Below are 13,348 nucleotides of genomic sequence, written 5' to 3'. Positions count from 1 at the left end.
GCTTTGTTCGCCGGGCGCGGCGATGCGCTACCGGGCGCCGTCGGCTGGTGTCTGTTGCCTGGCCCGGTAGGCGCGTTTTTTGACGAGGGCTCCGCAGGTCTTCATCGAGCACCAGCGGCGGGCGCCCGCGCGGGAGGTGTCGACGAAGGGGGCGCCGCAGTCGGGGTTCCCGCAGATGCGGACGCGGGTGCGGTGCTCCGATGCGCAGAGGGCGATCAGATCCCGGGCGACCATCGAGAGCACTGCCGCGAGTGCGTCGCCGTGCCAGCGCACGGTGGTCGCGTCGGGGGCGAGTTCGGGTGTCGAGGGGGGCTCGGCGGCGGCGCGGTTGACGAGCGCGATGTCCTCGGGCGAGGGCGGCGTGGCGTCCGCCAGGGCGCGGCCGGTCCGCTGGATCGCCTCACGCAGCTGCCTGGCGCGGCCGAGGTCGGCCTCGGTGCAGGGCGGCGGCGCTGTCGTGCAGTCGCTTTCGACGGCCCAGCGGCTCAAGTCCTCGGGCCGGGCGAGCCGTTCGAAGGGCGTGTCCGCGCCGCGGTCGGCCAGGGTGCCGGCGAAGGCGAAGCACAGCCGCGCGTCGTCGAAGCGGAAGTCGGCCTTGGCGCGCTGGCGCCCCTCGCGGCTGTCGTCCCTGTCGTCCATGTCCACCACTTTATGCGGTTGACATGGTTCCGGGCAAGCGGCTAGCTTCCAAGTCCACCACTTGAACCGGTGGACTTCAGGCGGTTGCTCCCCGCTCCCGTCGACTCCAAGCACGAGGAGGCCGCGCCATGCGCGCTGCAGTCATCGAGGAACTCCACAAGCCGCTCGTCATCCGCGAGGTGCCCGATCCCTCCTGCCCGCCGGACGGCGCGATCGTGCGCGTCGGGGCGAACGGGATCTGCCGGACCGACTGGGCCCTGTGGGCCGGGGAGTTCTGGACGGGCGGACCGCGTGTCGAGGCCCCGTTCGTCCTCGGCCACGAGTTCGCCGGCACCGTCGTGGAGGTCGGCCGCGAGGTGCGGGGGTGGAAGGAGGGCGACCGCGTCATCTTCCCGATGAACCCCGGCGAGGGCGCGTGCGAGATGTGCCGCAGCGGCAATCAGCACGTCTGCGAGCACGTGGACTCGCTCGTGCCCGGGGTGTCCTACTGGGGCGCCTTCGCCGAGTACGTCATGGTCCGCTTCGCCGACGTCAACCTGGTCGAAGTGCCGGAGGGCGTCGACTTCGTGGACGTCGCCGCGCTGGCCTGCCGCTACATGACCGCCTTCCACGGCGTCGTCGACCAGGCGAAGGTCCGCGGCGGCGAATGGGTCGCGGTGTACGGCGCCGGGGGCGGCATGGGGCTGTCGACGGTCGAGATCGCCGCGGCGACGGGCGCCAACGTCATCGCGATCGACATCACGGACGACAAGCTGGGCGCCGCCCGCGCGCTCGGCGCCGTCCACACCGTCAACGCGGCGACCGATGACCCCGCCGAAGCGGTGAAGACCCTCACCGGCGGCGGTGCGCACGTGTCGGTCGACGCCGTGGGCATCGCCGCCGCCTGCCGCAACTCCGTCCTCTCCCTGCGCACTCGCGGCCGCCACCTGCAGCTCGGACACACCACCGCTGCGGAACAGGGGGACGTCGCGCTGCCGGTCGACGTCATGATGGTCAAGGAGCTGGAGTTCCTGAGCGCCTTCGGCATGCAGGGCCAGCGCTTCGGCACGATGCTGAACATGATCGCCGCCGGCCGCCTCGACCCCGGCCGCATCGTCTCGCGCACCGTCGGCCTCCACGAGGCGAGCGAGGTCCTGGAGTCCCTGGAGACGTACGGACCCACCGGCGTGGTCGTCATCGACTCGTTCCGCCCCTGAAGCGGCTCCCCCCGGCCCCCTCGAAACACCTCCCCCCGAAAGCAGGAACGGCCATGCCCGCATCCCGTCAACTGATGGACCAGGAACTGAGCCTGGCCCTCGACGCGGTCCCCATGACCCCCAACGGCGCGTTCGACCTGACAGACCTCGCCGCAACGCGCGCGGCGTTCCGCGCCCAGGCCGAGGCCGCCGCCGAAGCCCAGCCCGGCGATCCGTCGGTCACCATCGAGACGTACCTCGCGCGCCGCACGGACGGCCCCGACGTACCGATCCGCCTTCTGCGCCCCACCGAAGCGCCCGGTCCTCTGCCGGTCCTGCTCTGGTTCCACGGCGGCGGACAGGTCCTCGGCTTCGCCGCCCAGGACGACCCGTGGCTCACCCGGCTGGGCGCGAGCCTCGGCTGCGCCGTCGCCGTGGTCGACTACCGGCTCGCCCCCGAGACACCCGCTCCCGGCGCCGCCGAGGACGGCTTCACCGCCTACCAGTGGCTCGGCCGCGAGGCGGACGCCCTGGGCCTGGACGGCGCCCGCATCGGCATCGCGGGCCAGAGCGGCGGCGGAGGCGTCGCGGCGGCCACGACCCTCCTGATCCGCGACCGCGGCGGCGTGACACCCCTGTTCCAATCACTCACGTATCCGATGCTCGACGACCGCAACCGCACCGCATCGAGCCACGAGATCACCGACATCGGCATCTGGGACCGCTCGACCAACCTCCTCGCCTGGCAGGCGATCCTGGGCGACCGCGCCGGCACCGACGACGTCTGCCCCTACTCCGCCCCCTCCCGCACCACCGACCTCAGCGCCCTGCCACCCACCTTCATCACCGTCGGCGACCTCGACTGCTTCCGCGACGAGAACCTCGACTACGCCACCCGCCTGCGGGCCCACGGCGTCCCGGTCGAATTCCACCTCTACCCCGGCGCCTACCACGCCTTCGACCTCATCGCCCCCCACTCCCGACTCGCCACCACCTTCCACCAGACCTGGTCCAACTACCTCACCCGCCAGTTCCACACCTCCCCGTCCCCCGCCTGACATCCGCGCCGAGGACTGTTCGGTCGTGGAGGAGACGAGAGGAGAGGAGACGAGAGGAGAGGGAGGAGAGGAACGGTGAGGGCCGGCCGGCCGCGGGGCGGGTGAGCCGTTCGGCGCTGCGGCGGGACACGCTGCCACCTGCGCTTCGCCCCCATCAGCGTAGTGTGGCCCGCTCGTGACCGGGGTGCGGTGGATCATGGGTGTATGGCCAGAGACACGGGCCGCTCCTCCTGGCTGCCCCTGCGTCGATCGGGTAGCCGTCGTGAGCGGCGACACCCACGCTCAGCCCCGCGGGAGCAGTCGGCGCATCGCCTGTGGTCGGTGATGAGCATCCGGAGTGTCGCCGGTCAGATGTTCGTCCTGCAGGTGCTGATCGTGCTGTTGCTCGTGGTGACGGCCGTCGTCGTGCTGCTGGTCCAGTCCCGCAGCGACCGGTTCGAAGCGGCGCACGGCCGCACGCTCGCCGCGGCCCAGGCGTTCGCCCACGGTCCCGGTCTGGTGGCGACGATGCAGGGCCCCGACCCCAGCGCGGTGCTCCAGCCGCTGACCGAAGCGGCCCGCACGGCTGCCGGGGTCGACTTCATCGTGGTGACCGACCGCAACGGCATCCGCTACACCCACCCCGATCCGGAGCTGATCGGCAAGATGTTCATCGGCACCATCGGGCCGTCGCTGCACGGCCAGGTCACCGTCGAGGACGTGAACGGCCCACTCGGCTCCGAGTACCAGGTGGTCGTCCCGGTGGAGGACTCCCACGGGGCGGTCGTGGGCATCGTCTCGTCCGGGATGAAGGTCTCCAATGTGAGCAGCGCGTTCAACCGCCAGCTGCCGGTCGTCCTGGGCGTCGGCGCCTTGGCGCTGGGCCTGGCCACGGCCGGCACGGCGCTGGTGGGCAGGCGTCTGCTGCGGCAGACGCGCGGCCTGGGGCCGGAAGAGATGACCCGGATGTACGAGCACCACGACGCGGTGCTGCACGCGGTGCGCGAGGGCGTGGCCATCGTCAGCGGCGACGGCCGGGTCCTGCTCGCCAACGACGAGGCGCGCCGCCTGCTCGACCTGCCGCCCGACGTGGAGGGGTGCACCGTCGCCGACCTCGGCCTCGCCCCCCGCACGGCCGAACTGCTGCTCTCCGACCGTGCGGTCACCGACGAGGTGCTCCCCGTCGGAGACCGCCTGCTGGCCGTCAACAGCCGCCCCACCGACAGCGGGGGAGGCCCGTCGGGCAGCGTCACCACCCTGCGCGACTCCACCGAACTGCGCGCCCTCGCGGGGAGGGCGGAGGTCGCCCGCAGCCGGCTCAGGCTGCTGTACGAAGCGAGCCTGGCCATCGGCACGACCCTGGACGTCCGGCGCACCGCGGAGGAGCTCGTCCGGACGGCCGCCCACGAATTCTGCGACTACGCCACTGTCGACCTCGCCGAAGCGGTCCTGGACGGCGAGGAACCACGGGTGCTGGTGGTCGATGCCCCGGTGGAGCTGCAGCGGGTGGCGCTCGCGGGCGCCCGGGACGATTCGCCGCTGTACCCCCGAGGGGAGCTGGTCAGGTGGGACCGGGGCACCCCGCAGGCGGCGGGTTTCGTCGGGGGGCGTCCCACGCTGGTCACCGAGCTGGCGACCGACGCCGGCTGGCGCATGCAGGACACCGAGCGTACGCAGGCGGTGCTGGAGTTCGGCCTGGCATCGCTGATCGCCGTTCCGTTGTCGGCACGGGGTGTGCTGATGGGCATCGCCTGCTTCTGGCGCAGCCGTGACAGAGGTCCCTTCGAGGAGGAGGACCTGTCCCTGGCCGAGGAGCTGGCCGCCCGGGCCGCCGTGTCCATCGACAACGCCCGCCGCTACACGCGCGAGCACATGATGGCCGTCACCCTTCAGCACAGCCTGTTGCCGCGCGCGCTGCCCGAGCAGAGCGCCCTCGACATCGCCTACCGCTACCTCCCCGCCCAGGCGGGGGTCGGCGGCGACTGGTTCGACGTCATCCCGCTGTCGGGCACCCGGGTCGCGCTCGTCGTCGGGGACGTGGTCGGCCACGGCCTGCACGCGGCCGCGACCATGGGCCGCCTGCGCACCGCGGTCCAGAACTTCTCCACCCTCGACCTGCCGCCGGACGAGCTCCTCGGGCACCTGGACGAACTGGTCGCCCACATCGACCAGGAGACGGCGGCAGCCGAGGGCGAGCTCGCGATCACCGGCGCCACCTGCCTCTACGCCATCTACGACCCCACCACCGCCACCTGCGCCCTGGCCCGGGCGGGCCACCCGCCGCCCGCCCTCGTCCACCCGGACGGCACGGTGGAGGTCCTCAGCCTTCCCGCCGGTCCGCCGCTCGGCCTGGGCGGGATGCCCTTCGAGGCCACGGAGGTACGGGTGCCCCAGGGCAGCAACCTGGTCCTCTACACCGACGGCCTCATCGAGGACCGCACCCGCGACATCGGTGTCGGCCTGGACGTCCTCACCGCCACCCTGGGCCGCGCCGACCGGTCGCCCCAGGAGGTCTGCGACGCCGTGCTCGACGCCCTGCTGCCCGTCCGCCAGACCGACGACATCGCCCTGCTCGTCGCCCGCACCCAGGTGCTGGCACCCGATCGGACCAGCGAGTGGGAAGTGGCCGCGACCCCCGAGGCCGTGGGCCGGGCGCGGGCCGAGGCGACCCGACAGCTCACCGAGTGGGGCCTTGAGGAGGCCGTGTTCGTCACCGAGCTGGTGCTCAGCGAGCTGGTGACCAATGCCATTCGCCACGGGACCGAACCGATCAAGGTGCGGCTGCTGTACGACCGCACGCTGATCTGCGAGGTCGCCGACACCAGCAGCACCGCCCCGCACCTGCGCTACGCGGCCGCCGAGGACGAGGGTGGCCGCGGCCTGTTCCTCGTGGCCCGGCTCGCCGAGCGCTGGGGCGTGCGCTACACCCCTTGGGGAAAGATCATTTGGGCCGAGCAGTCGCTGCAGCCGAGTGCCTCGATGGCCTGGCCGATGCTCGAGTAGCCGGGGAAAGCCCATGCTTGGCAGGCCCGTACTCGAGTAGCCGGGGTAGGCCCGTGGTGGTCGATCCGGGTCAGCCGGTGGTGAGCACCATCCGGAAGCGGGCCTTCCCGGCGAGCATCTTCTGGTACGCCTCCTCGGCGTGGTCCAGCGGCACGGTCTCGGTCATCGGGCGGATGCCGTGCAGGGCGCTGAACGCCATCGTGTCCTCCACGTCCTGCGCGGTGCCGGACGGGTGGCCCCGGACGACGTTGGCACCCATGAGCAGTCCGGCCGGACTGATCGCCATCGGAGCGGCGTCCGCCCCGATCACCACCAGCTCCCCGCGCGGGGCCAGGCCGTCCAGCGTGGACGCGATGGCCTCGGAGTTCCCGGCAGTGGCCAGCACGGCCCTGGCGCCGCCGAAGGATTGCAGCGCCTCGGCGACCGGGGTGCCGGCGGTGCTGTCGACGTAGTGGTGGGCGCCCAGTTGCTCGGCGAAGCCGGCCTTCTCGGCTCCCCGGGCGATCGCCACCGTCTCGAAGCCCATCGCGACCGCGTACTGAACCCCGAGGTGCCCGAGCCCGCCGAGCCCGAGCACCGCGACCAGATCGCCGGGCCGGGCGGTGCTGCGCCGCAGCCCGTTGTACGTGGTCACGCCGGCGCAGGCCATCGGCCCGGCATCGCCCGCCGCCAGTTCGTCGGGGATCCGGGCCAGTGCGTCGGCGGGCGCGATCACCTTCTCGGCGAAGCCCCCGTCATACGCCCATCCCGGGACCTTCAGGTTCCGGCACACGATGAAGTCGCCCTGGCGGCACGGTTTGCAGTGGCCGCAGCTGCCGCCGAACCAGCCGACCGCCACCCGGTCGCCGATCTGCCATCCACGGTCCCGAGTGCCCTCGCCGAACTCCTCGATGTGCCCGGCGATCTCGTGTCCGGGCACCACGGGGAACGACACGCCCGGTAGCGCCGCGTTCACGAAGAGTGTGTCGGAGTGGCAGACGCCGCACGCCTCCACGGCGATCCTCACGTGGCCGGGTCCCGGCTGCGGCACCTCTCGCTCGGCCGGGTGGAGCGCACCGCCCGGGGCGGTCGCCTGTGCCACTCGATAGGTACTCATGATCAGCGCTCCTCCGGGAAGATGATCGGCGCTCCTCCGGGAAGTCGTCGCCGTACGTCGGCAGGCTGCTCAGGGGTCCATCCGGGGGGCCTTTCTTCACCATAAGGCCGTACGGGCCACTGCGCAGGGCAGTGGGGGCAGCAGGCCGAGGGCCACCACCGGCGTCACGGCCTCGTCCGTGTCGACTTCGTCCGGAATCACCGCTCACGCAAGCTTGTTGACACATCGTTCTGCCGGAGCGGTCCTGCGGGAGTCCGAAGGGACCCGGCCCCGCCGTACTTGCCGCTGTACCTGCCGCGCGGCCGGGTCCTCGGGGGTGGTGGTCAGCTGAGGGTGCGGAGCGCGTCGGCGTCGTAGGGGCGCAGGTCGGCGTGGCGGCCGGAGAGGACCTTGGCGGCCCACTGCGGGTCCTGGAGGAGGGCGCGGCCGACGGCGACCAGGTCGAACTCGTCGCGCTCCAGCCGGTCGAGCAGGTTGTCGATGGCCTGGACCGGGGAGCCCTCGCCCCTGAAGGCGCCGACGAAGTCGCCGTCGAGGCCGACCGAGCCGACGGTGATGGTGGGGCGGCCGGTGAGCTTCTTGGTCCAGCCGGCCAGGTTGAGGTCCGAGCCGTCGAACTCGGGGATCCAGTAGCGGCGGGTCGAGGCGTGGAAGGCGTCGACGCCGGCCTCGGCGAGCGGGGTGAGGATCGCCTCCAGCTCCTCGGGGGTCTCGGCGAGGCGGGCCTCGTAGTTCTCGGACTTCCACTGCGAGTAGCGGAAGATCACCGGGAACTCCGGGGAGACGGCCGCTCGCACCGCGGCGACGAGCTCGGCCGTGAACTTCGTCCGGGCCACCGGGTCGCCGCCGTAGGCGTCGGTGCGGCGGTTGGTGCCCGCCCACAGGAACTGGTCGAGCAGGTAGCCGTGGGCGCCGTGCAGCTCGACGCCGTCGAAGCCGATCCGCTCGGCGGCCGCGGCGGCCTCGGCGAACGCGCCGATGACGGCGTCCAGATCGGTCCGGGTCATCGCCCGGCCCGTTCCCTCGGTGCCGTCCAGGCGGATCCCGGACGGGCCGACGGCGGGCGCGTCGGCGAACGGCGGGTCGCCCTGCTGGCGCACCATGCCGATGTGCCAGAGCTGCGGCACGATGGTGCCGCCCGCCGCGTGGACGTCCTCGGCGACGCGGGCCCACCCGGCCAACTGCTCCTCGCCGTGGAAGCGCGGGATGTCGTCACTCTGGCCGGCGGACTCGTGGCCGACGTACGTCCCCTCGGTGATGATCAGGCCGACGCCCGCGGCGGCCCGGCGGCCGTAGTACGAGCGCACGTCCTCGCCGGGCACGCCGCCCGGGGAGAACCTGCGCGTCATCGGCGCCATCGCGATGCGGTTGGGAACGGTCAGCCCGTTGAGCGTGACGGGCCGGGACAGGATTTCGGCCGCGCGGGAGGCTGCGGGCTCGGTGACGGTCATGGGATCCCTCGGGGGTGCCGGTGGTGTGCGCCGGGGCGGAATTGGTTGCCTGTGCAAACAACCTGGGTGGCCCCCGCATTTCGCCGACTGCGCGAAACCTGCTGTGATCAGCGCCACTGCGCACCGGAGGGGGCGGCCGGCTCGCCCTGCCCGGTCGTGGCCCAACCCGTCTGCTGCGGTGCGGACTTGGCGGCCGTCCGGGGCGGGAGGGCGGACCCTGGCTACAATCACGACGTGTTCGACGGCCTGAGGCCTTCCGCCGGCGCTCCGGAATCGTCCACGTCGACGTCGCGGCGCAGCGACTTCGCGGCGCGGTGACTTCGTGGCGCAGTGACTTCGCGGCGTAGCGACTTCGTGGCGCAGCGGCGCACCCCGAAGGCCTCCTACGCCTGGTACCGCGACCGATCGCCGACCGAAGGAGCTGACGATGACTCCACGACAGATCGCCGACGACTACGTGGCCCGGGTCGCCGCACACGATCCCGTCACCTCCACGTCCCTGGGCCTGGCTCCGGGCGACGACCGGATGCCCGACCTGTCGCCGGACGGCGTCGAGGAGACGGTCCGGCTCGCGCGGGAGGCGCTGGCGCGTCTGGACGCCGTCCCCGAGGCCGTCCCCGAGGCCGGGCCCGACGGGGATCCGGCGGAGCTCGTGTGCGCGCGGCTGCTGCGCGAGCGGCTCCACGCCGAGGTGCGGGTGCACGAGGCCGGCGAGAACTTCCGCGCCGTGCGGAACCTGCACACGCCGGTGCACCAGCTCCGGGGCATCTTCACGATGATGCCCACCGCCACCGACGACGACTGGGCCCCGGTCCTGGGCCGACTGCGCAACCTGCCCGCCGCGCTGGACGGTTACCGCGCCACGCTGGCGGAGGGCGTCGCCCGCAAACTGCTCGCCGCGCCCCGCCAGGCCGACGTGCTGTGCGCGCAGCTCACCGCGTGGACCGGCGAGACGGCCGGGGGCCCCGGCTGGTTCGCCGAGTTCGTCGCCCCCGCGCCGCAGCGGCTCCGCCCCGAACTGGACACCGCCGCGAACGAGGCGACCGCCGCTGTGGCCGCGTTCCGGGACTGGCTCCGCGACAGCTACCGGTCCGCTGCGGAAGGCACGCCGGACGCCGTCGGCCGCGAGCGCTACCTGCTCGGGGCCCGCCGGTACACCGGCGCCGACCTGGACCTGGACGAGACCTACGACTGGGCCTGGGAGGAGTTCCACCGGGTCTGGGCCGAGCTGCGCACAGAGGCCGAACGGGTGCTGCCCGGCGCCACCGTCCGGGAAGCCCGGGCCCACCTGGACGAGCACGGACACACCGTGCACGGCGCCGAGCAGATGCGCGGCTGGCTGCAGCAGATCACGGACGACGCGATCGAGGTACTCGACGGGCGCCACTTCGATATCACCGGCCCGCTGCGCCGGGTCGAGACCAGGATCGCCCCGGCCGGCAGCGCCGCCGCGCCGTACTACAGCGGACCGAGCCTCGACTTCGCCCGCCCGGGCCGGACCTTCCTCCCGCCGGCCAACGGCGACGCGCAGGAGCGGTTCCGCACCTGGCGCCTGGTCAGCACCTGGTACCACGAGGGCGTCCCCGGGCACCATCTGCAGCTCGCCTCCTGGACCGCGGCGGCGGAGCAGCTATCCCGCTACCAGGTCACCCTCGGCAAGATCAGCGCCAACGTGGAGGGCTGGGCCCTGTACGCGGAGCGGCTGATGGACGAGCTCGGCTTCCTCACCGATCCCGGACGCCGCCTCGGCTATCTCGGCAAGCAGATGATGCGCGTCGCCCGCGTCATTGTCGACCTCGGCATGCACCTGGAGAGCGCCATTCCGGCGGGCTCCCCGTTCCACCCGGGCGAGCGCTGGACCCCGGAGCTGGCCACCGCCTTCATGGCCGACTACGTCGGTCTGGCGCCCGCCCACCTGCACAGTGAGATCGTCCGCTACCTCGGCTGGCCCGGCCAGGCCATCGGCTACAAACTCGGCGAGCGCGCCTGGCTGGCCGGCCGCGAGGCGGCCCGCCGCCGGCTGGGCTCCGACTTCGACCTCAAGCACTGGCACATGAAGGCCCTGCGGCAGGGTTCCCTGGGCCTGGACGACCTGGAGGCAGCCCTGGCAGCGCTGTGACCGCCGGCTGACGGCCGGGTGACCGCCGTCGATCGAGACGGACGCCCGGGCGCCCCCGGCCCGGAGACTCCGCCGGGCCGTCGGGCGGCCGGGGGAGTGGTCGGGAATCCGGGGCGGTCGGCGGTGCCTGGATGGAATCATGTGGACGCCCGGAGAGGGTGCCGCAGGGTCGAGTCGGGACAGGAGCCGTAGGTGGGAGAGAGGCAGCGCGCCGTCCGGAAGCCCAAGGTCGTGCTGGCGGACGGGGAGCGGCTCCATGCGGTCGCCCGCGCGGTCGTCGACGATCACCAGGGTGCTGTCGAGCACGTGCGCCAGGCCGCGGCCGGTCTGCGGGGCCAGCTGGTCCGCGACGAACTGGACGCCATTCCGGTGGCCCGGCTGAGGGATGTCACCGAGGGGCGTCTGCGCGTCGGCGCGTTGGAGGCCGCCGGGATCAGGACCGTGCGGCAGGTGGTGGACGCCACGCCCTACACGCTCCAACTGCTGCCCGGAATCGGAGCCCAGAGCGCTCTCCAGGCCATCGCCGCCGCCGGGCAGATCGCCCGGGCCGCCGAGCAGGCCGTGGCGATCCGGCTGGACGTCGACCACCAGGACACGGCGGGCACCGCGCTGGTCGTCGCACTCCAACGGCTGGTCGCCGCCGGGCCCGATGCGAGACGGGCCAGGGAGCTGGCGGAGCGTGTCGCCGGCGAGGCCTCCGCCCTGATCGCCGCCGCCCAGCCGGCCCGGGGCGTTGTGAGAGGCCTGTTCGCCGGGCGGCAGCGCCGGCAGGAGGCGTTCGCCGCGGTCGACCGGTTGGACGCCCTGCTCGCGGAGACGGAGAGCCGAGGAACGTCCATGCTCTTCGCCCAGGCCTCGGTGGACCTCCTCCGCCCACCGGCCACGGACATCGAGGCCTGGGCGGAGTTCGAAGTCCGCTCGGCCGAGTTCTACGGCGTCCTGGGCGAGTTCGCCGGATCCGGCTCCGACGGGCTCACCGCCTCCGAGGGCTTCCTCCCGGAGAGCCTGTCGGACCGGGTCCGGGCCGAGCCGCTGGACGACACCCGGTGCACGGTCCCGCTCCGTGGATACCAGGCGTTCGGTGCCCGCTTCGCCCTCGCCCAGAAGCGGGTGATCATCGGCGATGAGATGGGCCTCGGGAAGACGATCCAGGCGATTGCCGCGCTCGCGCATCTCCGGGCGCACGGGAGCGCACACTTCCTCGTCGTCTGCCCGGCGAGCGTCCTCATCAACTGGATCAGGGAGATCGAGTCGCGCAGCACGTTGAGGGCGTTCCGATTCCACGGCCAGGAGCGGGAAGCGGCGCGCACCGAATGGCTCCGCAGCGGAGGTGTCGCCGTCGTGACCTTCGACGGACTGCGTCGCCTGGAGGTCCCGGAGGACGTCACGGTCGGCATGGTCGTGGTGGACGAGGCCCACTACGTCAAGAACCACAGCACGAAGCGCTCGCAGGCGGTGGCAGAGTGGACTCACCGCGTCGACCGCGTCCTGTTCCTCACCGGCACCCCGATGGAGAACCGGGTGGAGGAGTTCCGGAACCTGGTCCGCTATCTGCAGCCGGATCTTCTGCCCGGAATCCACAGCAGTTCGGCCGCCGCAGGGCCGACGTCGTTTCGCAAGGCAGTGGCACCGGCCTACCTGCGCCGCAACCAGCGGGACGTCCTGACGGAGCTCCCCGACGTCGTTCATGTCGACGAATGGGAGGAACTGTCGGCGTCCGATCTCGTCGCCTACCGCTCGGCGGTCGCCGAGGGGAACTTTATGGCCATGCGCCGTGCCGCGTACGCGGACCCGGAAGGGTCGGCAAAGCTGCTGCGGCTGATGGAGGTCGTCGACGAGGCTGCGGAGAACGGGTTGAAGGTCGTTGTCTTCTCGTTCTTCCGAGATGTCCTGCGGGTCGTCCAGGACGCCCTGGGGCAGCGTGCTTTCGGCCCGATCGACGGAGGCCTGGACGCTGTCCGACGGCAGGACGTGGTGGACGAGTTCGCCGCCGTGCAGGGCCATGCGGTGCTGCTGAGCCAGATCCAGGCCGGCGGTGTGGGACTGAACATCCAGGCGGCGTCGGTCGTCATCCTCTGTGAACCCCAGGTGAAGCCCACCGTGGAGAGCCAGGCGATAGCCAGAGCCCATCGCATGGGCCAGGTCCGGCGTGTGCAGGTGCACCGCTTGCTGGCCGTGGACAGCGTCGACCAGCGGATGGTGGAGATCCTTCGCGCGAAGAGCCAGTTGTTCGACGACTACGCGCGCCGCAGTGACGTGGCCGAATCGACTCCTGAAGCGGTCGACGTCTCGGAGCAGTCGCTGGCCGCGCTGATCGTGGAGGAGGAACAACTGCGCCTCGCCCGGACGGCTGCCAACGGTGCTGCGACCTGACGCCGTGACCGGGGGCGTTGTGGCGGGTCGGTAGGGGTCGGGAGGGGCTGGCAGGGGCGGTTGGCAGGGGCTCGCAGGGGTAGACCTGCGCGGTCCCGGGCTGGGCGTTTGTTTCGGGCACTGAATAGGGGGTACTGTCTCCCAGTCGCTCGGCAGGGAGCACCGGACACGCATCGGCGCGGACGGTCCCGGGGCGGCCAATCCTCTTGAAACACCACCTCCTGGTTCGAGCCGGGTCGCGTCTTGTCGCGGCTTGGTTCCTATTCGGCGTGCTCGTTTTATTGGATTGCGGCTGATTCGCTTTTCGGAGCAGGGGTCGGCTAGAGTTTGAAACGTCGGACGGGGCATAAAGCCGCAGATGACACCAGCGAGTTGGATGAACGAAGCGCCGGAAACGGAGCGGAAAACATCTGGTAAGCTGGAAACACGAAAGAACGAAGCGCCCGGAGGGCCCG

General features: G+C 72.1%; 8 protein-coding genes. 5 read left to right on the top strand and 3 right to left on the bottom strand.

What is annotated here, in order from left to right:
- Positions 1-27: 27 nt before the first annotated feature.
- Positions 28-639 (bottom strand): CGNR zinc finger domain-containing protein, encoded by a 612-nt coding sequence (locus ACFV6I_RS08165; protein WP_380423934.1) that lies wholly within the window; start codon positions 637-639, stop codon positions 28-30.
- A gap of 128 nt (positions 640-767) precedes the next feature.
- Between ACFV6I_RS08165 and ACFV6I_RS08160 the strand changes: the two genes are divergently transcribed.
- From ACFV6I_RS08160 to ACFV6I_RS08150, 3 genes are all read left to right on the top strand, one after another.
- Positions 768-1,835, top strand: coding sequence for an alcohol dehydrogenase catalytic domain-containing protein (locus tag ACFV6I_RS08160; protein WP_063350436.1), 1,068 nt, complete (start codon positions 768-770; stop codon positions 1,833-1,835).
- Positions 1,836-1,888: 53 nt separating this feature from the next.
- Positions 1,889-2,872: an alpha/beta hydrolase gene (locus tag ACFV6I_RS08155; RefSeq protein ID WP_380423933.1), complete on the top strand. Its 984-nt coding sequence runs from the start codon at positions 1,889-1,891 to the stop codon at positions 2,870-2,872.
- Between the two features lie 324 nt (positions 2,873-3,196).
- Entirely contained in the window at positions 3,197-5,854 is a 2,658-nt protein-coding gene (locus ACFV6I_RS08150) for a SpoIIE family protein phosphatase (RefSeq protein WP_244293536.1), read from the top strand.
- A 70-nt stretch (positions 5,855-5,924) separates the two neighbouring features.
- Here the strand turns inward: ACFV6I_RS08150 and ACFV6I_RS08145 are convergent, their stop codons facing one another.
- Both ACFV6I_RS08145 and ACFV6I_RS08140 read right to left on the bottom strand, forming a co-directional pair.
- A complete protein-coding gene (locus ACFV6I_RS08145; protein WP_380423932.1) occupies positions 5,925-6,950 on the bottom strand; it encodes an alcohol dehydrogenase catalytic domain-containing protein in 1,026 nt (341 codons plus the stop codon).
- Between the two features lie 323 nt (positions 6,951-7,273).
- On the bottom strand, positions 7,274-8,401 hold the full coding sequence (locus ACFV6I_RS08140; protein ID WP_380423931.1) for an NADH:flavin oxidoreductase: 1,128 nt from the start codon (positions 8,399-8,401) through the stop codon (positions 7,274-7,276).
- Between the two features lie 427 nt (positions 8,402-8,828).
- Between ACFV6I_RS08140 and ACFV6I_RS08135 the strand changes: the two genes are divergently transcribed.
- Positions 8,829-10,520, top strand: a complete 1,692-nt coding sequence (locus ACFV6I_RS08135; RefSeq protein WP_380423930.1) for a DUF885 domain-containing protein — start codon at positions 8,829-8,831, stop codon at positions 10,518-10,520.
- A 192-nt stretch (positions 10,521-10,712) separates the two neighbouring features.
- Complete coding sequence (locus ACFV6I_RS08130) at positions 10,713-12,893, top strand: DEAD/DEAH box helicase (RefSeq protein WP_380423929.1); 2,181 nt, start codon at positions 10,713-10,715, stop codon at positions 12,891-12,893.
- Positions 12,894-13,348 lie beyond the last annotated feature (455 nt).

It is taken from the genome of Kitasatospora sp. NPDC059803, from assembly GCF_042732255.1.
Taxonomy (GTDB): domain Bacteria; phylum Actinomycetota; class Actinomycetes; order Streptomycetales; family Streptomycetaceae; genus Kitasatospora.
The sequence above is the reverse complement of the archived record's forward strand: the minus strand, read 5'-3'. Positions and strand labels throughout refer to the sequence as shown.

Excerpts from the sequence above, each read along its gene's own strand:
- ACFV6I_RS08165 (WP_380423934.1), bottom strand. The coding sequence starts at position 639 with ATGGACGACAGGGACGACAGCCGCGAGGGGCGCCAGCGCGCCAAGGCC.
- ACFV6I_RS08160 (WP_063350436.1), top strand. The coding sequence starts at position 768 with ATGCGCGCTGCAGTCATCGAGGAACTCCACAAGCCGCTCGTCATCCGC.
- ACFV6I_RS08155 (WP_380423933.1), top strand. The coding sequence starts at position 1,889 with ATGCCCGCATCCCGTCAACTGATGGACCAGGAACTGAGCCTGGCCCTC.
- ACFV6I_RS08150 (WP_244293536.1), top strand. The coding sequence starts at position 3,197 with ATGAGCATCCGGAGTGTCGCCGGTCAGATGTTCGTCCTGCAGGTGCTG.
- ACFV6I_RS08145 (WP_380423932.1), bottom strand. The coding sequence starts at position 6,950 with ATGAGTACCTATCGAGTGGCACAGGCGACCGCCCCGGGCGGTGCGCTC.
- ACFV6I_RS08140 (WP_380423931.1), bottom strand. The coding sequence starts at position 8,401 with ATGACCGTCACCGAGCCCGCAGCCTCCCGCGCGGCCGAAATCCTGTCC.
- ACFV6I_RS08135 (WP_380423930.1), top strand. The coding sequence starts at position 8,829 with ATGACTCCACGACAGATCGCCGACGACTACGTGGCCCGGGTCGCCGCA.